Here is a 20,144-nt window from a genome sequence, read left to right as displayed (position 1 = left end):
GAGCCGGCATCGGCGGAGGTGGAGAACGCCGATTCGATGAATTTTTTCTGACAACCCTTCGCCGAACCGCGATCAACGGCTGGACACCCACACCGTGTCCGCTTCGCGGCGGATGACGAAGCGTGCGTCCCGCTGCAGGAATGCCTGCAGCGCTGCGACCCGGTGCGCCTCCAGGCTGCCTGACAGGCGCGCCGCGCGCGCCGCGTCATCGGTCAGCCGCACCTGTACCTGGTTGTGGCGGTTGAAGGCAGCCGCCACCTCGTCCAGCCGCTCATCGCGGAACGACACCCGGCGCTGCTGCCAGTCCAGCAGCATGGACATCGGTATTTCCAATGGCTGCACCGCATGGCTGCGGTGATCGACCTGGACCACCTTCCCGGCAGGCAGCTGCGCCAGCCGTCGTTGCCCGCTGCCGGCGGTCCAGACCTCCACTTCGCCGGACACCACACCGATGCGCGTGCTCTGCAAACGACGCGAGACATCGAACACGGTGCCGATGTCGCGGATCCGCAGATCGCCAACCTGCACCTCGAACGGCCGGCGATCCGCTGCGATATCGAACGTGGCCTCGCCGCTCAGCAGTTCCACCCGACGGCTGAACCAGCCGATGTTCACCCGCAGACGGCTGTCTGCGTTCAGGCGCACCTGCGTCCGGTCAGCCAGCATCACCTCACGCAGTTGCCCGTGGCCGGCGATCAGCATCTGTTCGCGAGGCATCAGCCACGGCACCAGTCCGGCCACCAGCAACAGGCAGCAGGCCACCGCAGCCACCCGCCTCCAGAGTGGTCGGCGTGATCGCGATGCGACCACGGCGCGCGGCACGGGCACCGGTACGGCAAACAACGGCACGACTTTCGCCGTTGCCGGCAGCTCCGGCAACGCGGCCCTGTCCCCCTGCTCCTGTCCGTACGCCACCATCACCGCGCCTACCTGCCGGTGCACGTGCAGGACATGCAGGTACGCGCGTATGTGTTCGGGAGAGCGCTTCATCCATGCCATGAACTCGATGCGCTGAGCGGCGCTCAGGTCACCCTCGCGGTTGCACAGGAACCAGTGCGCGGCCTGCTCGGCCACCTCGTCATCCATCGCTGCAGGCTCCTGCCGGTTCATCCATCCTTCCCGGCGCCAAGCGCCTTCCTGCAGGCATCCAGTCCCTTGCCGATGTGCTTGCGCACCATGTGCACCGACACATCCAGCTGTGCTCCCACCTGCCGGCAATCCAGCCCATCGCGATAGTGCAGCTCCATCACCCGCCGCGTTGTCGGCGGCAGTTGCGCGATGGCGCCGCGGATTCCGCTCCAGCGCTGCGCCCGCTCGAAATCAGCTTCGATGTCCTCCTCGCTGCGCAGTACCTCGGCCAGCAGGTCGACGTCCTCGATCTGTGGCAGGCCGGAGCGCGAGCGTGCCTGTTCACGCGCCAGGTTGGCCGCCACCGCGAACAGATAGGCTTCGGGGTTCTCGATCGCCTGGGCATCTTCTCCGGTACTGCGCAGCAGCCGCAGGTAGACCTCCTGGGCCAGGTCCTCGGCATCGGCAGCCTGTGAACCACGCCGAAGGAAGAAGCCACGCAGCAGGCGGCGCCGCAAGGCGTAGCTCTTCTCCCAGATCCTGACGCTGTTCACAACCGACCAACCACCCCGAGGCTGGAAAACCCAGCAGGGTGCACACCAACGATGACATCCGCATTGCAACGCCGCATGGCCAAGCGAAGGTTCGCGCAGATCCAATCGTCGCCCGTCTACCGGTCAGCCGATACGGCGCCTACGCTTGTCTCCTCGGCAGCCACCACGGCCGCCCCCGCGCCACGGACCTGCCGGCGCGACTCCGCTCCAGAGCTGTCGCCCTGCCGGCGGTGCCGTGCAGGTGCAGAACCGGCGCTCTCTGGAGACGCAGCATGAACCAGGCACACTTCCCTCTCGACGCCGATCCGCAGGAAACCCGCGAATGGCGCGAGTCCCTGCAGGCGGTGATCGAGGCCGGCGGCCGCCCCCGCGCGCACTATCTGCTGGACCAGCTCGATGCACTCGATGTGCAGCAGCATGGCGACCTGCACACCCGCGCGTGGACCGCCTACACCAACACGATTCCCCCCGAACGCCAGCCCGCCTACCCGGGTGACCTGGCCATTGAGCGGCGGTTGAACGCGATGATCCGCTGGAACGCCATGGTGATGGTGCTGCGTGCCGGCAGGCATTCCAATGTCGGTGGCCACATCGCCACCTACCAGTCCGCAGCAGTAATGTATGACGTGGGCTTCGATCACTTCTTCCGTGGACGGACCGAAACCTTCGACGGCGACATGATCTACATCCAGGGTCATTCGGCCCCGGGCATCTACGGCCGGGCGTACGTGGAAGGCCGCATCAGTGCCGAGCAGATGGACAAATTCCGCCGCGAAGCCGGACGCGAGGGCCTGTCCTCGTATCCGCACCCGCGGCTGATGCCCGGGTTCTGGCAGTTTCCCACTGTGTCGATGGGCCTGGGCCCGCTGACGGCGGCCTATCAAGCCCGCTACATGCGCTACCTGGAATACCGGGGGCTGAAGCAGCACCAGGGCCGCAAGGTCTGGGCCTTCCTTGGTGACGGCGAAATGGACCAGCCCGAATCGCTGGCGGCCATTTCGCTGGCCGGGCGCGAGCGCCTGGACAACCTGGTGTTCGTGGTCAACTGCAACCTGCAACGTCTGGACGGACCGGTGCGTGGCAACGCCAAGGTGATCCAGGAACTGGAAGGCACCTTCCGCGCCGCCGGCTGGAACGTGATCAAGGTGATCTGGGGCAGCGGTTGGGACGAGCTGCTGGCACGCGATCACAGCGGGCTGCTGCGCCAGCGCATGATGGAGTGCGTGGATGGTGACTATCAGACCTTCAAGTCGCAGAGCGGCGCCTACGTGCGCGAGCACTTCTTCGGGCGCTACCCGGAACTGCTGGCGCTGGTGGCGGACATGAGCGACGACGAGATCTGGGCACTGGCACGCGGCGGCCACGATCCGCAGAAGGTATTCGCCGCCTACCAGCAGGCGGTGAACACCAGCGGTCGCCCGAGCGTGGTGCTGGCCAAGACGGTGAAGGGCTTCGGCATGGGCGAGGCCGGCGAAGGCCAGAACATCAACCACCAGCTGAAGAAGATGAGCGCCGACGCGGTGCGTGCGTTCCGTGACCGCTTCGACCTGCCGGTCAGCGACGGGCAGCTGGAAGAGATGCCCTACCTGCGCCCGCAACCGGGCAGCGCCGAGGCGCTCTACTTCGCGCAGCGTCGCCAGGCGCAGGGCGGCCAGCTGCCGGCACGGCTGACCCAGGTCGATCCGTTGCCGCTGCCGCCGCTGTCCACGTTCAACGTGCAGTTGCAGGGCAGCGGTGATCGTGGCCAATCCACCACCATGGGCTTCGTACGCATCCTCACCACCCTGCTCAAGGATCCCGAACTGGGCAGGCTGGTGATCCCGATCGTGCCCGATGAATCGCGTACCTTCGGCATGGAAGGGCTGTTCCGCCAGATCGGCATCCATTCCTTCCTGGGCCAGCTGTACACCCCGCAGGACGCCGGCCAGCTGAGCTATTACAAGGAGTCCAAGGACGGCCAGATCCTGCAGGAAGGCATCAACGAATCCGGCGCTATCTGTTCGTGGATCGCAGCGGGCACCGCGTACAGCAACCACGGCCTGGCCACGATTCCGTTCTACATCTTCTATTCGATGTTCGGCCTGCAGCGCGTCGGTGACCTGGCCTGGGCAGCGGCCGACGCGCGCACCCGTGGCTTCCTGCTTGGCGCCACCTCCGGCCGCACTACCCTGATGGGCGAAGGCCTGCAGCACGACGATGGCCACAGCCACGTGCTGTCCTCGGTGATTCCAAGCTGCGTGTCCTACGACCCGACCTACAACTTCGAACTGGCAGTGATCATCCACGACGGCCTACGCCGCATGTATGTGGACCAGGAAGACATCTACTACTACATCACCCTGCTCAACGAGAACTACCCGCACCCTGCCCTGCCTGACGGCGCCGAAGCCGGCATCCTGAAGGGGCTCCATATGCTGCGTCCCGCTGCTGCCGACAGCACGGCACAGCCTCGCGTGCAGCTGATGGGCAGTGGCTCGATCCTGCGCGAGGTGCTGGCAGCCGCCGATCTGCTGCAGCAGGATTTCGCCATCGCAAGCGATGTCTGGAGTGCCACCAGCCTGACCGAACTGCGCCGTGATGGCCTGGCTGCCGAGCGCTGGAACCTGCTGCATCCGGCCGACGAGCCGCGCGTTCCCTACGTGCAGCAGTGCCTGCAGGACCATGCCGGCCCGGTGGTGGTGGCGACCGACTACATGAAGATCGTCGGCGACCAGATCCGCCCCTTCATCAACGACCGGCGCTTCATCGCACTCGGCACCGATGGCTTTGGCCGCTCGGATACTCGCGAATCGCTGCGCACGTTCTTCGAAGTCGATCGTCACTTCATCGTACTGGCGGCACTGAAGGCCCTGGCCGATGACGGGCATGTGGAACGGGGCCTGCTGCAGCAGGCGATCGACCGGTACGGCATCGACACCGGCAAGCGCGATCCCGCCGCAGCATGACAGAACAGCAACGGCACCCGCAGAGCACGCTTCTGTGGGTGCCGCTGCATCACATCACTACGGCAACCGCTTGAACAGGTTGGTCTGCAGGATCGGCGTGCCGTCATGGCCGAAGAAGGCCTTGGTCTCGGTCATCGTTGAACGATCGGCGGCCACCGTGTACACGCGGGTGGACGCCGGCGCGCCATGATCGACCAGCTGCATCACCAGCGTGTTCGGCGCCGGCAGTTTCAGCGTTGCCTGGTTGGCGCCGTAGCTGCCGGTCAGCGCCGCAGGCGTGCCATCCAGCGCCAGCGTACCGTCGGATTTCATGGTCTTGCCGTCATGCAGGACGATATCCACGTGCGAGCTCCACCTGCCCGCACCGGCATCCTTGAATTCCAGCACGACCTGTTGCGGCCGCTGCGCCTCAGGAAGAGCGGAAGTGGCGATCTCCAGCGACCAGCGGCCGAGCAGGGGCGAAGGCAGAGCGTCGGCCGCCTGCGCCGTCGATGCCTGCAGCGAAAGAAGGGACAGCAGCACAGCAGAAAACAGCTTCATGTGAGTCTCCTGTCGAGTGAAGAACCGTCTGCGCAACGTGCACGATGGCCACACTACCCGGACTCTGCAGCCACCGGGGCAGGCGCGTAACGAACTGCATCACAGTCCGGCAGTCCGATCCGGGGCCAGGCCCCACGGGGTGAGCATTCATCGAGGTGATTCCACCGCGCTCAGCCGTTCCATCCCAGCCCGCGCGGCTCGTTGCTGAAGCCTGCGGCCCGCAGCGCGTCCACCAGCGCGCCGCGATGCACCGGCACATCATTGATCCGTTCCAGGGTGAAGGACAGGCGCCGCCCCCGGCGCAATGCCACCGCCAGGGCCTGTGCAGCGGCAACCAGAGTATTGGCCGCATCCTCTGCCCCGCCCTCGATCCAGCTGGACAGTTGCCGCCCGCCCTGCGCCAGGTACAGCAGCAACCGGCCGTTGCCGATCACCACCATCGCGCCGGAACGCCGCAGCGGACGTGCACCGGCCACTGGCTGCGGCCACGGCAGCAGGCTGCCGAAGGGATTGGCCGGATCCAGCGCTGACAGCGCGACGACCGACAGCTCCCGCGGCACACGCTCGGACAGCTCGCGCAGATGGTCGATGGTGCCGCGCTCTGCAAACTGTGCTCCGCCCAGCCCCGCCACGAAGCGGCCGCGCAGGACCTGCCCGGCATCTTCCATGCCTCGATAGACAGGCTGCAGTGCAGGGAACCCACCGGTTACCGCTTCGGTCATTGCCGCCGCCCGGGTCACCACCCGGTAGCGATCAAGCAGGCTTTCGCCCAGCGCCAGCGCCCGCACGGTGTCGTTGCTGCGCTCGCGGGGCAGCAACGACCATCGCCCCGCCAGGGTCGGCCCGCTGGCAATGGCCGGGTCCAGCGCCGTGGCCCGCGCGTCCAGCATCGGCATGAAGCGGAAACCCCGCGTGTGCCGCGAGGCCGACGCAACGCGCGCCCGCTGCTGGCGTACACCGGCCAGGGCCCGTAACGGCGACCACAGGTCGCTGCTCACTTCGCCCCTCCAGGCCAGCTGCCATAGCGCCAGCTGGAAGTCCTCGGCCGCCGCTGCACTGCCGGCCAGGCGTGACTGCACCTGTGTGGCCAGCTGCCGCGCGAAGTAGGCACCGCCATCGGCCAGGACCTGCACGATGGCGTCCTGCATCGGTGTACGCAGCGCCGGATCCGCTTCCGGCAGCAGCGGCAACGTTTCAGCGGCATGGTCCTGCAGGTGCAGCGATACCAGGCCGTCGTCGTCACCCAGCCGCCCGTGCCCGGCCCACAGCACCATGCCGGTCGCCAGCACCTCATCAAGCAGGGCCGGTGCGTAGTCGCGCACCCGGGCCGGCAGGACCTGGTGTTCCCAGACCGAAACCGGCAGCGGCAACCCCGCCAGCTGCTCGACCACACGGGCAACGCCGTCGCTGCCCTCAAGCATGGCCGCAACGGCACCATTGCGGGCATGCCCGGCGCCGCCCTCCAGCAACACCCCCTGCCCCTCCAGCAGCAGGCGCACATAGGCTGCCGGTGGCACCGGCCGGGTGGCTTCACGTGCGGCCTGCAGCGAACGCAGGCGCAGACGCTGCAACACATCTTCGCTGACCCATTCGTGCACTACGTCCGGCGACGGATGCACCCGCTCATTTCCCTGCTGTCGCCGCGCTGCGCCGAAATTGCCACGCAGCACCCGCCCCTGCTCCTGCAGCCTTTCCAGCGCGCCGTCGACCACCGCCACACCCAGCCCGAACCGCTTGGCCAGCGCGCTGCTGGTGAAGGGCGCATGCGTACGTGCGTGGCGGGCCAGCAGATCGCCGAGGGGATCGGGCATGCCTGCAAGAAACACCCCGGGCAGCCCGCCCGGCAGCGCCGTACCCAACGCATCGCGCACACGTGCGGCGTCCTCCACGGCGACCCACTGCGTGTGGCCGGCAATTGAAGCCGGGATGGCGCGCTGCTGCGCCTGCAGCGCTGCCAGGTGCACTTCCACGAATTCCGGATCGGACAGGCGCAGCGCCAGGTCCGATGCAGGCAACGGTCCCAGCTCGCGCAGCAGGTCGGACACGCCTTCCATGCCATGGGCCCTGCGCGCAGGTTCCAACCGCTGCAGTTCACGTTCAACCTGATCGACCACCCCCGCATCCAGCAGTTCGCCCAGGTCTACCTGGCCCAGCAGCTCGGCGAGCAGGCCACTGTCCAGTGACAGCACCGAGGCGCGGCGCTCGGCCAGCGGCACGTCCGCCTCATACATGAACTCGGCGACATAGCCGAACAGCAGATTGGCCGCGAACGGCGAAGGCACCTCGGTCGCGACGTCCAGCAACTGCACCTGGCCGCGTTGAACGCGTTGCATCAGCGCGTCCAGCGCATCCAGGTCGTAGACATCCTGCAGGCACTCGCGGGCGGTCTCGATCAGGATCGGGAACTCCGCATGGGCCTGCGCGATTTCCAGCAACTGGCCGGCGCGCAGGCGCTGCTGCCACAGCGGCGATCGACGCCCCGGCGTGCGACGCGGCAACAGCAGTGCGCGCGAGGCACACTCGCGGAAGCGCGCCGCGAACAGTGCCGAATGGCCGACCGCCGCGGTGATCGTGCGGCGCAACCGTTCCGGTTCGAACACGAACATGTCCGCCCCCGGAACGCGCCCGGTACTGTCGGGAATCCGCGCGATGATGCCATCGTCGCTGGCGACCACGGCCGGGTCGATGCCCCAGCGCTCGCGCAATCGTGCTGCCACCGCCAATGCCCACGGATCATGCACGCGGCGGCCATACGGCGAATGCAGCATCACCCGCCAGTCGCCCAGCTCGTCGCGGCAGCGTTCCACCACCAGGCGCAGATCGGTGGGCAGCACGCCCGTGGCCTGCCGCTGCTCGGCGACCAGGCCGAGCATGTTGCTGATCGCGTTGGCGTCCAGGCCACTGGCCTGCAGGCGTGCGTGCAGCGCCTTCGCCGGGGTGTCACTGCTGTCGATGTGCGCCTCCAACGCGGCGAGAAACGCGCCGATGGCCTGTCCCAGTTCGGCAGGGCGGCCGACACCTTCGCCACGCCAGAACGGCAGGCGCGCCGAACGTCCGGGTGCAGGCGTCACCACCACCTGATCGTGGGTGATCTGGTCGATCCGCCATGAGGTCGCGCCCAGCGTGATCACATCATTCACCCGCGACTCGTGGACCATCTCCTCGTCCAGCTCACCGACGCGGCGCGATCCGGCCCGCTCTTCTCCTTCAGGCAGCACCACGCTGTACATGCCACGGTCGGGAATGGTGCCGCCGCTGGTAACTGCCAGTTGCTTCGCACCAGGGCGAGCGCTGAGCTCACCGCTCTGCCGGTTCCATACCAGCCGCGGCCGGAAGCCGGCGAAATCCTCGGACGGATAGCGGCCGGTAAGCATGTCCAGCACGGCGTCGAAGGCACTGCGCGGGAGTGAGCGGTACGGCGCGGCACGGCGTACCCGCGCATACCAGGCATCGGCCTGCCACGGCTCCATCGCCACCGCCGCCACCGTCTGCTGGGCCAGCACATCAAGCGGGTTGCGCGGCGGAGCGATGGCCTCGATGCGTCCGGCCAGCATGCTGTCCACCACCACGGCGGCATCGATCAAGTCGCGCCGCGTACGCGGATACACCAGACCGCGGGACATGCCGCCCACCTGGTGGCCGGCGCGACCGACGCGCTGCAGGGCGCTGGCCACCGACGGCGGCGCGGCCACCTGGATCACCAGGTCGACCAGCCCCATGTCGATCCCCAGCTCCAGGCTGGACGTGGCCACCACGCAGCGCAGTGCACCCGATTTCAGCGCCTGCTCGATCTCGCCGCGCTGCTCCTTGGAGACCGATCCGTGATGCGCGCGTGCAATCAGTGCCGGCGCAGCGGAGACCCGGTTGACCGTACTGCCGGTGAAAGAGCCATAGGCCAACCCGCTACCCGAATCGCCACGGATTGCGCCGTCTTCGCCACTGCGTCCGGCGTGCAGCTCGTTCAGGCGTGCGGTCAGCTTTTCGGCTACGCCACGCGAATTGGCAAAGACAATCGTCGAGCGATGGCGCAGCACGTTGTCGAGAATGCTTGCCTCCACGTGCGGCCAGATCGAGCCGATCCGCGCGCCGCCGTCGCGCTCCCCGGGCGTGCCCTGCGTAGCCAGGCTGGACATGTCTTCCACCGGCACAACGATGCGCATCTGCAGCTGCCGCGCCGAGCCGGGTTGGACCACGCTCACCGGGCGGTCGCCGCCCAGGAACGCCGCCACCTCGTCGACCGGCCGCACCGTGGCCGACAGGCCGATGCGCTGCGCCGGTTCGTGCAGCAGCGCATCCAGCCGTTCCAGGCTCAGCGAAAGATGCGAACCGCGTTTGCTACCGGCCACTGCATGGATTTCATCGAGGATGACGGTCTGCACATCGCGCAGGATCTCGCGTGCCTGCGAGGTCAGCATCAGGTACAGCGACTCGGGCGTAGTGATCAGGATGTCCGGCGGCCGCCGCACCAGGCCTGCACGTTCACTGCTGGAGGTATCGCCGGTACGCAATGCGACGGTCAGCTGCACCGCCGGCTCGCCGCGTCGGGCGCGCTCGTCGGTGATGCCCTGCAGCGGCACCTGCAGGTTGCGCTGCACGTCGCTGCCCAGCGCCTTGATCGGCGACAGGTAAAGCACGCGGGTTCGCCGCACCGGCTTGGCCAACGGCGCTGCGCGCGCTTGCCGATCACGCTCGGCGAACAGCTGGTCGATGGCATGCAGGAATGCGGCAAGTGTCTTGCCCGATCCGGTTGGCGCGATGACCAGGGTATGTTGCCCGGCACCGATCGACGACCAGGCCTGATCCTGCACCGGCGTGGAGGCGTCGAACGCGGCACGGAACCAGGTCTGCGTCGCGGGATGGAAGCGCTGCAGCGGGTCCTGCGGGGAATCAGGCGGCGTCATGGTGCGTCGATCATACCCAGCTGCGGCCCGTTGGCCGGGCCTTGGCTGGCGCTGGCTGCATCAGGCAGCTGATCCGGGGTCGACAACAAAGGCCCGGAGCGTAGCCATCCTGCCGTCACCGAAACGCCAGACGTCGCTGCAGGAAGGTGGCCTTCTTCGCACTGGTCATCGGCGGGGTCCGCTCGGCGGTCATGGTGCGAACCTAGCACCGCGATCGTGGGCCGCAGGTCAACGCGACGCACAAAGAAAACGCCCGCAGATCGAGGATCTGCGGGCGTTCTTTTGCATCTGGCGGAGCGAGAGGGATTCGAACCCTCGATAGAGCTTTTGACCCTATACTCCCTTAGCAGGGGAGCCCCTTCAGCCGCTCGGGCATCGCTCCGGGGTTTTCTCCGCGTCTGGTGCGTTGCACCTCAGCGGGGCGTGAATCATAACGTTAATCACGCGCGAAGGTAAAGCCTTATTCCGCAGAATTTTCACCACCGGTGCTGCCGGCTTCGTCACCACGCTGGATGCGCTGGTAGATCTCTTCGCGATGCACGGCGACGTCCTTCGGCGCAGTGATGCCGATACGCACCTGGTTACCCTTGACGCCAAGCACGGTGACGCTCACCGAGTCACCGATCATCAGGGTTTCGCCGACGCGGCGAGTCAGGATCAACATTTTTTTAAGTCTCCATGGAACCGTGTGGAAGGGTATCCCCCACCGGCTTGACGCTCCGTCAAGAAGCGCGCCCACGACAAAGGGAAAAGATTCGCAATGGTACCGTCAGCCGTCCCGCTCCTACAAGGAGGGGGACGGCAGGGATTCATCACAGGCGGGGGCTGACCCATTCGACGACCGCAGCCAGCGCGGTAGCAAGGGCGGGCCCGTCCTCGCCACCACCCTGGGCGAGGTCCGGGCGTCCGCCGCCCTTGCCCCCGATCTGACCGGCGATATGGGACAACAGTTCCCCGGCCTTGACCTTGCCCATTGCACTGCCGTTCACGCCCGCGACCAAGGCCGCCTTGCCGTCCTGGGCACCGGCCAGCACGATCACCGCGTCGCCCAGCTGCTGCTTCAGGCGGTCCATGGCATCGCGCAGGGCCTTGGCGTCGAAGCCTTCCAGGCGGACAGCCAGAACCTTCACACCGGCGACCTCGACGGCCTGGCCGGACAGGTCGGCGGTGGCGCCGGCGGCTACCTTGGCCTTCACGGCCTCCAGCTCGCGCTCCAGCTGCTTCTGGCGCAGGCCCAGCGCACGGATCTTTTCGACCACGTCGACAGCACTGCCACCCAGCAGCTCGGCGGCCTCGGCCAGACGGGCCTCCTCGGCATCCACGTAGTCCAGCGCGCCCTGGCCGGTGACGGCCTCGATACGACGCACACCGGCCGAGACACCGCCTTCGGAGGTGATCTTGAACAGACCGATGTCACCGGTCCGGTTGACGTGGGTGCCACCACACAGCTCGGTGGAGTAGTCGCCCATCTTCAGCACGCGCACGTTCTCGCCGTACTTCTCGCCGAACAGGGCCATCGCGCCGAAGTCCAGCGCTTCCTGCATGCCCATGTTGTGCACTTCGGCGGCGTTGTTGGCGCGCACCTGCTGGTTGACCTTGCGCTCGATGATCGCCAGTTCCTCGGCGCTGATCGGCTGGAAATGCGAGAAGTCGAAGCGCAGGCGGTCCGGCGCCACCAGCGAGCCCTTCTGCTGCACGTGGGTGCCAAGCACTTCGCGCAGGGCAGCATGCAGCAGGTGGGTCGCCGAGTGGTTGAGGATGGTGGCGCCACGGCGCTCGCCATCGACCTGGCCGGACAGCACGTCACCGATCTTCAGGCTGCCCTGGGTGATCTTGCCGACGTGGCCATGGAACTGGCCCGCGAACTTCTGGGTATCGCTCACCTGCAGCTGTACGCCGGCAGCGGACAAGGTGCCGGTGTCGCCGACCTGGCCGCCGGACTCGGCGTAGAACGGGGTCTGGTTGGTCAGCACGATGACCTCGTCACCGGCCTGGGCAGCTTCCACCGGGCGGCCATCCTTGAGGATCGCGACCACGCCGAGGCCGTCGGCCTGCAGGCGGTCATAGCCCAGGAAGACAGTCGGCTTGAGCGTGGCGACCAGATCGGCCGACAGCGTCACGCCACCGCCGAACTTGCCGGCGGCACGCGCGGTCTCGCGCTGCGTCTCCATCGCGGCGTTGAAGCCGTCGATGTCCACGGTCAGGTCACGCTCGCGGGCGATGTCCTGGGTCAGGTCGAGCGGGAAGCCGTAGGTGTCGTACAGGCGGAACGCGTCCACGCCCGGGATCACGCCATTGCTGACCTTGGCCGCAACGTCGTCGAAGATCTTCATGCCCGAGTCCAGCGTCTCGGCGAAACGCTCTTCTTCTGCCTGCAGGGCACGCACCACGGTATCGGCCTGTGCCGGCAGTTCCGGGTAGGCCTCGCCCATCTGCTCGACCAGGGTCGGCACCAGCTTGCTGAAGAACGGCTGGCGCACGCCCAGCATCCAGCCGTGTCGCAGTGCGCGGCGGATGATCCGGCGCAGCACGTAGCCGCGGCCTTCGTTGGACGGCAGCACGCCATCGACGATCAGGAACGAACAGGCGCGGATGTGGTCGGCGATCACGCGCAGCGACTTGTTTTCCAGATCAGCGGTGCCGGTCAGCTCCGATGCCTTGCGGATCAGCGCCTGGAACAGGTCGATCTCGTAGTTGGTATGCACGTGCTGCAGGATCGCGGCCAGGCGTTCCAGGCCCATGCCGGTGTCCACGCATGGTGCCGGCAGCGGCATCAGCGTGCCGTCCTGCTGGCGATCGAACTGCATGAAGACCAGGTTCCAGATCTCGATGAAACGGTCACCGTCCTCGTCCGGCGAGCCCGGCGGGCCACCGGCGATATGGTCGCCGTGATCGTAGAAGATCTCGGTGCACGGACCGCAGGGACCGGTATCGGCCATCTGCCAGAAGTTGTCCGAGGCGAACGGCGCGCCCTTGTTGTCGCCGATGCGGACGATCCGGTCTTCCGGAATGCCGATCATGTCGCGCCACAGTGCGTAGGCCTCGTCGTCGGTCTGGTAGACCGTGACCAGCAGGCGCTCGGCCGGCAGCTTCCAGACCTGGGTCAACAGCTCCCAGGCCCAGGCGATCGCATCCTTCTTGAAGTAATCGCCGAAGGACCAGTTGCCCAGCATTTCGAAGAAGGTGTGATGGCGGGCGGTGTAGCCCACCTGGTCGAGATCGTTGTGCTTGCCACCGGCACGCAGGCAGCGCTGGACGTCGGCCGCGCGCACGTAGCTGCGCTTTTCCGCGCCCAGGAACACGTCCTTGAACTGCACCATGCCGGAGTTGGTGAACAGCAGGGTCGGATCGTTGCCCGGCACCAGCGGCGCCGACGGCACGATGGTGTGGCCTTTGCCCTTGAAGAATTCAAGGAAGTCGCTGCGGATCTGGGATGTCGTGAATTTGGCGGATGCGTTCATGGGGGCTGGCAGTCTGCGGGCCGGGGCCCGTGCCGCCGGCCGCAGTGGCCAGGGTCGAACGGACCGCCGAAACCCCAAAGGGTATCAGGCCCGGCGCCATCAGTCTCAGTCGTCCGGATCGTAGCGGGTCGCGCGGCGGATGCTGTCGCCATCGAAGCCCCGGCGGGCCAGCAGATCGGCGGCCTTGCGGCGCTGCGCGAGGTCCTGCGGACCGGCCTCACCAAAGCGGCGACGGACCAGATCCCGGGCATTCTCCGTCCAGTCGCCCTCGAAGGTATCCATCGCAGCAGTGATCTGCTCGCTGTCCAGCCCGTGGGTTCCCAGCTCGGCACGTACATGGATGGGGCCATAACCCGTATTGGCGCGCATGCGCACCAGATTCTCGGCAAACCGGGTGTCGTCCTGCCAACCTGCCTCGGTCAGCTTGTCGACCGCCGCCTGCGCAGCCTCGTCCTCGATGCCCCGGGACGTCAGCTTGCGGGTCAGCTCCTTGCGCGAGTGCTCACGACGGACCAGCAGGCCCAAGGCGCGCTGGACAGGCGTCTGTTCGCGTACGCGGCGCTTACGGCCGGGTGCCGGGGCGTCGGAATCGTTCATTCTCGCCTTCAATCAAATGCGCCGTCCCTGGCGCGTCCCCCGTCGGGGAAACCGAATCTGCAGGACAGGGCGACGTCACTGACGGCGCCGCCCTGCCCCACAGCAAGCCTTTACTCGTCGTCGCCTTCGTCTTCGCCTTCCTCACGGACGGCTTCGGTCGGCTGGAACTTCTCGCGCAGCTCAGCCTCAAGCTTGGCGGCAACCTGCGGGTTGTCGCGCAGATAGCCACGGGCGTTGTCCTTGCCCTGGCCGATGCGCTCTTCCCCGTAGCTGTACCAGGCACCGGCCTTCTCGACCAGCTTGGCTTCGACACCCATATCGATCAGCTCGCCTTCGCGGCTGATGCCTTCGCCGTACAGGATCTCGGTGATGACCTGCTTGAACGGGGGCGCCAGCTTGTTCTTGACGACCTTGATCTTGGTCTGGTTGCCGATGATCTCGTCGCCCTTCTTGATCGCGCCGATACGGCGGATGTCCAGGCGCACCGAGGCATAGAACTTCAGCGCGTTGCCGCCGGTGGTCACTTCCGGGCTCTGGCCCGGCATCATCACGCCGATCTTCATGCGCAGCTGGTTGATGAACACCACCAGGGTGTTCGAGCGCTTGATGTTGCCGGTCAGCTTGCGCAGCGCCTGGCTCATCAGACGCGCCTGCAGACCCGGCAACTGGTCGCCCATCTCACCTTCGATTTCAGCCTTGGGGGTCAACGCGGCGACCGAGTCGACCACCAGGATGTCCACCGAACCGGAGCGCACCAGCATGTCGGCGATTTCAAGCGCCTGCTCACCGGTATCTGGCTGCGACAGCAGCAGATCGTCGACATTGACGCCCAGCTTGCCTGCGTAGATCGGGTCCAGCGCGTGCTCGGCATCGATGAAGGCGGCGGTGCCACCCAGCTTCTGGCACTCGGCGATGGCCTGCAGGGTCAACGTGGTCTTGCCGGAGGATTCCGGACCGTAGATTTCCACCACGCGGCCCTTGGGCAGGCCACCAATGCCCAATGCGATATCCAGCATCAGAGAACCGGTCGGGATCGCCTCGACGGGCTCGACCACGCGGTCGCCCATGCGCATCACCGAGCCCTTGCCGAACTGCTTTTCGATCTGGCCCAGAGCTGCAGCGAGGGCGCGCTTCTTGTTCTCGTCCATCGGATTGGTCCTTGCAGAGGTCACGTCGTTGGAGGTGCTGTCTTTGGAAGTCTTCTTGGCCATGGGTTCACTTTAAGGCTGGCGTATCGCACAGGCTGAGATTCTGCCCGGCGTTCGGAAAAAAATTATCGGACATCCGTACCAACCTCAGCAGAACCAGAGAATCGCCACAAAAGACCGCGGGAATTGCAGGATGAATCGTCAACGGTTTGGTCGCAGCAGCCCGCAGTACAGGCCCTCGATCGAGAAATCCTGGTCCGGAAGCACATCAATCGGCTTGTAATCGGGATTGCGCGGCAGCAGGCGGATGCGATCCTTGGCGATCTTCAGCAGCTTGACGGTGATCTCGTCATCGATGCGGGCCACCACGATCTGCCCGGAATGGGCATCGCGGGTGCGGTGCACACCGATCAGGTCGCCATCGAAGATGCCTTCGTCGATCATCGAATCGCCCTGCACTTTCAGCAGGTAGTCCGGTGCCGGCGAGAAGAACACCCGGTCCAGCACCACGAAATCATCCGAGCCGATGTCGGCGCCGATCGGCAGACCCGCAGCAACCCGACCCAGGATCGGCAGACGCAGGACGCTGTCGGGCAGGCCCGGCTCGGCGAGCTTCTCCACCGGCGGTGCCTGCACCAGACGGATGCCGCGGGCCTGGCCCGGCACGCGACGGATCGCCCCGGCCTGCTCCAGCGCCTCCAGGTGATACTGCGCTGCGCGTACGCCCTTGAAGCCGAAGGCACGCGCGATTTCAGTCTGCGAAGGGGGTGCGCCTTCGCTCTCGATACGCTCGGCGATCAACTGCAGGATCGCCTGCTGGGTGTCGGTCAGGTCCATGGTTAGTAGTATTACTACTAACATCCAGGACTGCAAGTGCCGAGGGCGGTTCCGGCAGGAGCGAAAGCCGCCGGCCATGGCCCGGCGCTACCGGCAATGCGGCGTGGCTGGTTGGGGGCGGCAAAGGCAAAAGCAGCCGACCCGCGGCAAGCACACTACGTGTGCTTGCCGCTTCTCCAGATCGAGAACAGGATCCACACCCCGCAGAACCCTGCGCCGATGAAACCGCACACGCCCAGCGCCAGCAGCCAACGGCTGGAAACGCCTCCTACGCTGTGCATCACGATCGAGGAACCGATGATCAAGGCTGCCGTGACGATCCCCATCACCAGCCGGTTCGCGGCGCGGTTGACCTGGTCGCCGAAGCCCTGCAGCGCGTTGGTCTCGACCTTCAGCTGCAGCCGGCCACGGCGCGCCGCCTGGACCAGCTTGCGCAGGTCCCGCGGCAAATCACCGGCGAAGTCGATCATGCCGAGCAGGCTGCGTCGGCCACGCTTGAACAGCGCCCGCGGCGCATAGCGCTGCAGTACCACCCGCTCCAGGAACGGGCGCGCGGCGCTGGCCATGTCGAAATCCGGGTCGAGCTGGCGGCCCATGCCCTCCAGCGTCAGGAAGGCCTTGATCATCAGCGCCAAGTCTGCCGGCAGGGTCAGGTTGTAGCTGCGCAGCAGCTGGGTGATGTCGCCCAGCATCTGGCCGATGCGCAGGTCCTTCAGCGGCACGCCGCGGTACTGGTCGACGAACAGGCTGATGTCGTGCTGCAACCGGTTCTCGTCCACTTCCACGCCACCGGCCCAGTCCAGCAACACATCGGCCACGCCCTGCGGATCCTGTTCGACCAGACCATGCAGCAGCTGCGCGACCTGGAAGCGACGCACCTCCGACAACGCGCCGACCATGCCGAAATCGATCACGCCGATGCGGCCGTCGCGCAGGTAGATGATGTTGCCCGGGTGCGGATCGGCATGGAAACTGCCGTCCTCCAGCACCATCTTCAATACGATGTCGGCGCCACGCCGGGCCAGTTCACGGCGGTCGATGCCGGCCGCATCGACACCGGCCAGATCACGTCCGGCAATGCCGTCGACGAAATCCTGGACATTCAGGCTTTCGCAGGTCCATTGCCAGTGCACCGCCGGAATCAGGATGTCGTCACGGCCCTCGAAGTTGCGCGCGATGCGCTCGGCGTTGCGGCACTCCGCGGCAAAATCCAGCTCGCGGCGCAGCGACACGGTGAACTGCTGCACCACCTCGGCGGGCCGGTAGCGGCGCAGATCCGGCAGCCGTGCCTCAACGATTTCGGCCAGCCGTGCCAGCAAACGCAGATCGGCTTCAACCACGTCACGGATACCAGGGCGACGCACCTTCAGCACCACTTCGCGGCCATCACGCAACCGCGCCCGATGGGCCTGGGCCAACGAAGCTGCGGCCATCGGGGTTTCATCAAGGAAGGCAAACACCTGCGACGGAGACGCACCGAGGTCGGCCTCGAGCTGTTCGCGGATCTTCTCGTAGGGCAATGCCGGGACGGCGTTCTGCAACTCGGAGAGTTCGGCGATCCAGTCCGGCGGCAGCAGGTCGACGCGGGTGGCGAGCACCTGGCCCAGCTTCACGAACGTCGGCCCGAGATCCTGCAGGGCGCTGCGCACGCGTACCGGCGCGGTCATCCGCAGCATTTCCTGCCGCTCCTCGTTCCAGTGCAGCAGGCGGCCGGCACGTTCCAGTACCGTGGCCAGGCCGATGCGCCGCACGACGTCGCCGAAGCCGTAGCGGATCAGGACGGCGGCAATTTCCTGCAGCCGGCCAAGGTCACGGACGGTGCCCAGCGTCTCCCACATCGTTGCCTACTCCGGTTGATTGCCGGAGCAGCATGTCACAGCTGGGCGTCGATGCCGTGCAATGCCGCCGCTACGGTCTGCCGGCGGATGGCTTCACGGTCACCATCGAACTGGAACAGTTCGGCCCGGGCATAGCCACCACGGCGCTTCCAGCCGATCCAGACACTGCCGACCGGCTTGTCCGGGCTGCCACCGCCCGGCCCTGCGATACCGGTCACCGCCACCGCGATGCCGGCACCGGAATTGACCAGCGCCCCGGAGACCATCTCCAGCACGGCTTCGCGGCTGACCGCACCGAATTGCTCCAGCGTCTGCGCGCGCACGCCGAGCAGGCGCTGCTTGGCTTCGTAGCTGTAGACCACCATGCCGCAGTCGAAGAACGCCGAGGAACCGGCGATGTCGGTCATGCACTTGGCGATCCAGCCGCCGCTGCAGCTTTCAGCAGTCACCAGCTGCAGCGAAGCCTGTTGCAGGCGCTGGCCCAGCGCAGCGGCCTGGGCATTGAGTTCGGCGTCGGTCGGGAAGGCCATCGGGGTAGCTGAAAAGTGAAGAACCTGCACGTTGTACCGCAGATGGCAGGGTGGTGTCGCGGCCGCAGGACATGCCGGCCAACGGCCGGCACTGCCTCACCATTCGGGCAGCTTCTCCGGCAGCAGGGCCCGGATCGGCTCGCCATCGGCGCTGGCCGCCAGCTTCTCGGCCTCGGCGATGGGAAGATCGACCTGCAACAGCCAGCCTTCTTCATCAGCCTCTTCACTGCGCACCACTTCCAATTGGTGCAGGCGAGCGCGAAGGCGGCCGGCACTGGGTGGCAGGCGCAACTCGCCGGTGACGTGCTGCAGACCCAACCGCTTGCCGAGTACGGCCTGCAACAGCTCGATGCCCTGCCCGTCGCGTGCGGAAATCCACACCCGCTCACGCCGCGATTCATCCGGCACGCCGTCCTGGCCGTCGTGGCGCACGTCGGCACCCTCGATGCGGTCGATCTTGTTGAACACCAGCAACTGCGGAAGGTCGCCGGCACCGACGGCGGTCAGCACTTCGTCGACCTGGGCGATGCGCTCCTCGCGGTGCGGATCGGCGGCATCGACAAGGTGCAGCAGGAAATCCGCTTCCCGCGCTTCAGACAGGGTCGAGCGGAAGGCCGCCACCAGGTCATGCGGCAGGTCGCGTACGAAACCAACCGTATCGGCCAGCACGACGTTGCCACCGGGCACGGCGATCCGGCGTACGGTCGGATCCAGGGTGGCGAACAACTGGTCGGCCGCATAGGCCTCGGCGCCGGTCATCGCATTGAACAAGGTCGATTTGCCGGCATTGGTGTAGCCCACCAGGGCGACGCGCGGCAGTTCGCTGCGCACACGCGCACGACGCATCTGGGTGCGCTGTACTTCGACTTTTTCCAGCCGCTTCTGCAGCTGTTCAACCCGCTTCTGCAGCAGGCGACGATCGGTTTCCAGCTGGGTTTCACCCGGGCCTCGCAGGCCGATCGAACCACCACGCTGGCGCTCCAGATGGGTCCAGCCGCGCACCAGCCGTGTCGACATATGGCGCAGCTGGGCCAGCTCGACCTGCAGTTTGCCTTCATGGCTGCGCGCACGCTGGGCAAAGATGTCCAGGATCAGACCGGTACGGTCGATCACCCGGCGCTCGAGGAAACGCTCCAGATTGCGCTCCTGGCCCGGGCTCAACGCGTGGTTGACCAGGATCAGGTCTGCGCCGGTGGCTTCGGCGGCGGCCTTGATCTCATCCAGCTTGCCGCTGCCGATCAGGGTCGACGGGTTGGGGCGATCCAGCCGCGCGGTGATGGTCACCGCGATGCTGGCCCCGGCCGAGCGGGCCAGATCACCGAATTCTTCCAGCACATCGTCTTCCAGCTTGCCGAAATGCGGCTGGATCAACAGGGCGTGTTCGCCCTTTTTCGAGCGGTCAAACATTCACCGCTCCAACATCATTCGTCTGCTTCATCACCCGCCTGACCATCCTCACCTGATTGCACGTACCCACCACCCGGGCCGACCTTGACGTTGCGCGCCGGCACCACGGTGGAAATGGCGTGCTTGTAGACCATCTGGCTGACGGTGTTGCGCAGCAGGACCACGAACTGATCGAACGATTCGATCGTGCCCTGCAGCTTGATGCCGTTGACCAGGTACACCGAAACCGGCACGCGCTCGCGCCGCAGTGCATTCAAGAAAGGATCCTGCAGCGATTGCCCCTTGGACATTGCACACTCCTGATTATTGTTCTTATTG

The 20,144-nt window shown here is 66.4% G+C and carries 14 protein-coding genes and 1 tRNA gene; 1 reads left to right on the top strand and 14 read right to left on the bottom strand.

Annotated elements, in window-relative coordinates; translation table 11 throughout:
- Window positions 1-72 precede the first annotated feature (72 nt).
- Both CLM74_RS08445 and CLM74_RS08440 read right to left on the bottom strand, forming a co-directional pair.
- Window positions 73-1,110: a FecR domain-containing protein gene (locus CLM74_RS08445; protein ID WP_105163840.1), complete on the bottom strand. Its 1,038-nt coding sequence runs from the start codon at window positions 1,108-1,110 to the stop codon at window positions 73-75.
- The gene (locus tag CLM74_RS08440) at window positions 1,107-1,622 is read right to left on the bottom strand and encodes a sigma-70 family RNA polymerase sigma factor (RefSeq protein ID WP_025878928.1); all 516 of its coding nucleotides are present in this window, start codon (window positions 1,620-1,622) and stop codon (window positions 1,107-1,109) included. The genes CLM74_RS08445 and CLM74_RS08440 overlap by 4 nt, the downstream gene beginning before the upstream one ends.
- Before the next feature lie 272 nt (window positions 1,623-1,894).
- Here CLM74_RS08440 and aceE point away from each other — a divergent pair, with 272 nt between their 5' ends.
- Complete coding sequence (gene aceE / locus CLM74_RS08435) at window positions 1,895-4,567, top strand: pyruvate dehydrogenase (acetyl-transferring), homodimeric type (protein WP_105163839.1); 2,673 nt, start codon at window positions 1,895-1,897, stop codon at window positions 4,565-4,567.
- Window positions 4,568-4,624: 57 nt separating this feature from the next.
- On the opposite strand, the gene CLM74_RS08430 is transcribed toward aceE, so the two are convergent.
- The 12 genes from CLM74_RS08430 to hfq all read right to left on the bottom strand — a co-directional run bounded on the left by CLM74_RS08430 (window position 4,625) and on the right by hfq (window position 20,116).
- Window positions 4,625-5,107, bottom strand: a complete 483-nt coding sequence (locus CLM74_RS08430) for a LuxR family transcriptional regulator (RefSeq protein ID WP_099842256.1) — start codon at window positions 5,105-5,107, stop codon at window positions 4,625-4,627.
- Window positions 5,108-5,277: 170 nt separating this feature from the next.
- Entirely contained in the window at window positions 5,278-10,008 is a 4,731-nt protein-coding gene (locus CLM74_RS08425; protein WP_105163838.1) for an ATP-dependent helicase, read from the bottom strand.
- 289 nt (window positions 10,009-10,297) lie between these two features.
- Window positions 10,298-10,390, bottom strand: a tRNA-Ser gene (locus CLM74_RS08420).
- A 78-nt stretch (window positions 10,391-10,468) separates the two neighbouring features.
- Window positions 10,469-10,672 (bottom strand): carbon storage regulator CsrA, encoded by a 204-nt coding sequence (csrA, locus tag CLM74_RS08415; protein WP_025878924.1) that lies wholly within the window; start codon window positions 10,670-10,672, stop codon window positions 10,469-10,471.
- A gap of 148 nt (window positions 10,673-10,820) precedes the next feature.
- On the bottom strand, window positions 10,821-13,469 hold the full coding sequence (gene alaS / locus CLM74_RS08410; protein ID WP_105163837.1) for an alanine--tRNA ligase: 2,649 nt from the start codon (window positions 13,467-13,469) through the stop codon (window positions 10,821-10,823).
- Window positions 13,470-13,574: 105 nt separating this feature from the next.
- Window positions 13,575-14,066, bottom strand: a complete 492-nt coding sequence (gene recX / locus CLM74_RS08405) for a recombination regulator RecX (RefSeq protein ID WP_025878922.1) — start codon at window positions 14,064-14,066, stop codon at window positions 13,575-13,577.
- 110 nt (window positions 14,067-14,176) lie between these two features.
- Window positions 14,177-15,214, bottom strand: a complete 1,038-nt coding sequence (recA, locus tag CLM74_RS08400) for a recombinase RecA (protein WP_025878921.1) — start codon at window positions 15,212-15,214, stop codon at window positions 14,177-14,179.
- A 201-nt stretch (window positions 15,215-15,415) separates the two neighbouring features.
- Window positions 15,416-16,051 (bottom strand): transcriptional repressor LexA, encoded by a 636-nt coding sequence (gene lexA / locus CLM74_RS08395; RefSeq protein ID WP_025878920.1) that lies wholly within the window; start codon window positions 16,049-16,051, stop codon window positions 15,416-15,418.
- A 155-nt stretch (window positions 16,052-16,206) separates the two neighbouring features.
- Entirely contained in the window at window positions 16,207-17,889 is a 1,683-nt protein-coding gene (gene ubiB, locus CLM74_RS08390) for a 2-polyprenylphenol 6-hydroxylase (protein WP_025878919.1), read from the bottom strand.
- Between the two features lie 35 nt (window positions 17,890-17,924).
- Entirely contained in the window at window positions 17,925-18,419 is a 495-nt protein-coding gene (locus CLM74_RS08385; RefSeq protein ID WP_025878918.1) for a nicotinamide-nucleotide amidohydrolase family protein, read from the bottom strand.
- A gap of 96 nt (window positions 18,420-18,515) precedes the next feature.
- Window positions 18,516-19,826, bottom strand: coding sequence for a ribosome rescue GTPase HflX (gene hflX / locus CLM74_RS08380; protein WP_025878917.1), 1,311 nt, complete (start codon window positions 19,824-19,826; stop codon window positions 18,516-18,518).
- Between the two features lie 14 nt (window positions 19,827-19,840).
- Window positions 19,841-20,116 carry an RNA chaperone Hfq gene (gene hfq, locus CLM74_RS08375; protein WP_025878916.1) on the bottom strand — a complete coding sequence of 92 codons (276 nt, stop codon included), beginning with the start codon at window positions 20,114-20,116 and terminating at the stop codon, window positions 19,841-19,843.
- Window positions 20,117-20,144: the final 28 nt, after the last annotated feature.

The sequence above is a fragment of the Stenotrophomonas sp. MYb57 genome, from assembly GCF_002966815.1.
GTDB lineage: Bacteria > Pseudomonadota > Gammaproteobacteria > Xanthomonadales > Xanthomonadaceae > Stenotrophomonas > Stenotrophomonas indicatrix.
The sequence above is the reverse complement of the archived record's forward strand: the minus strand, read 5'-3'. Positions and strand labels throughout refer to the sequence as shown.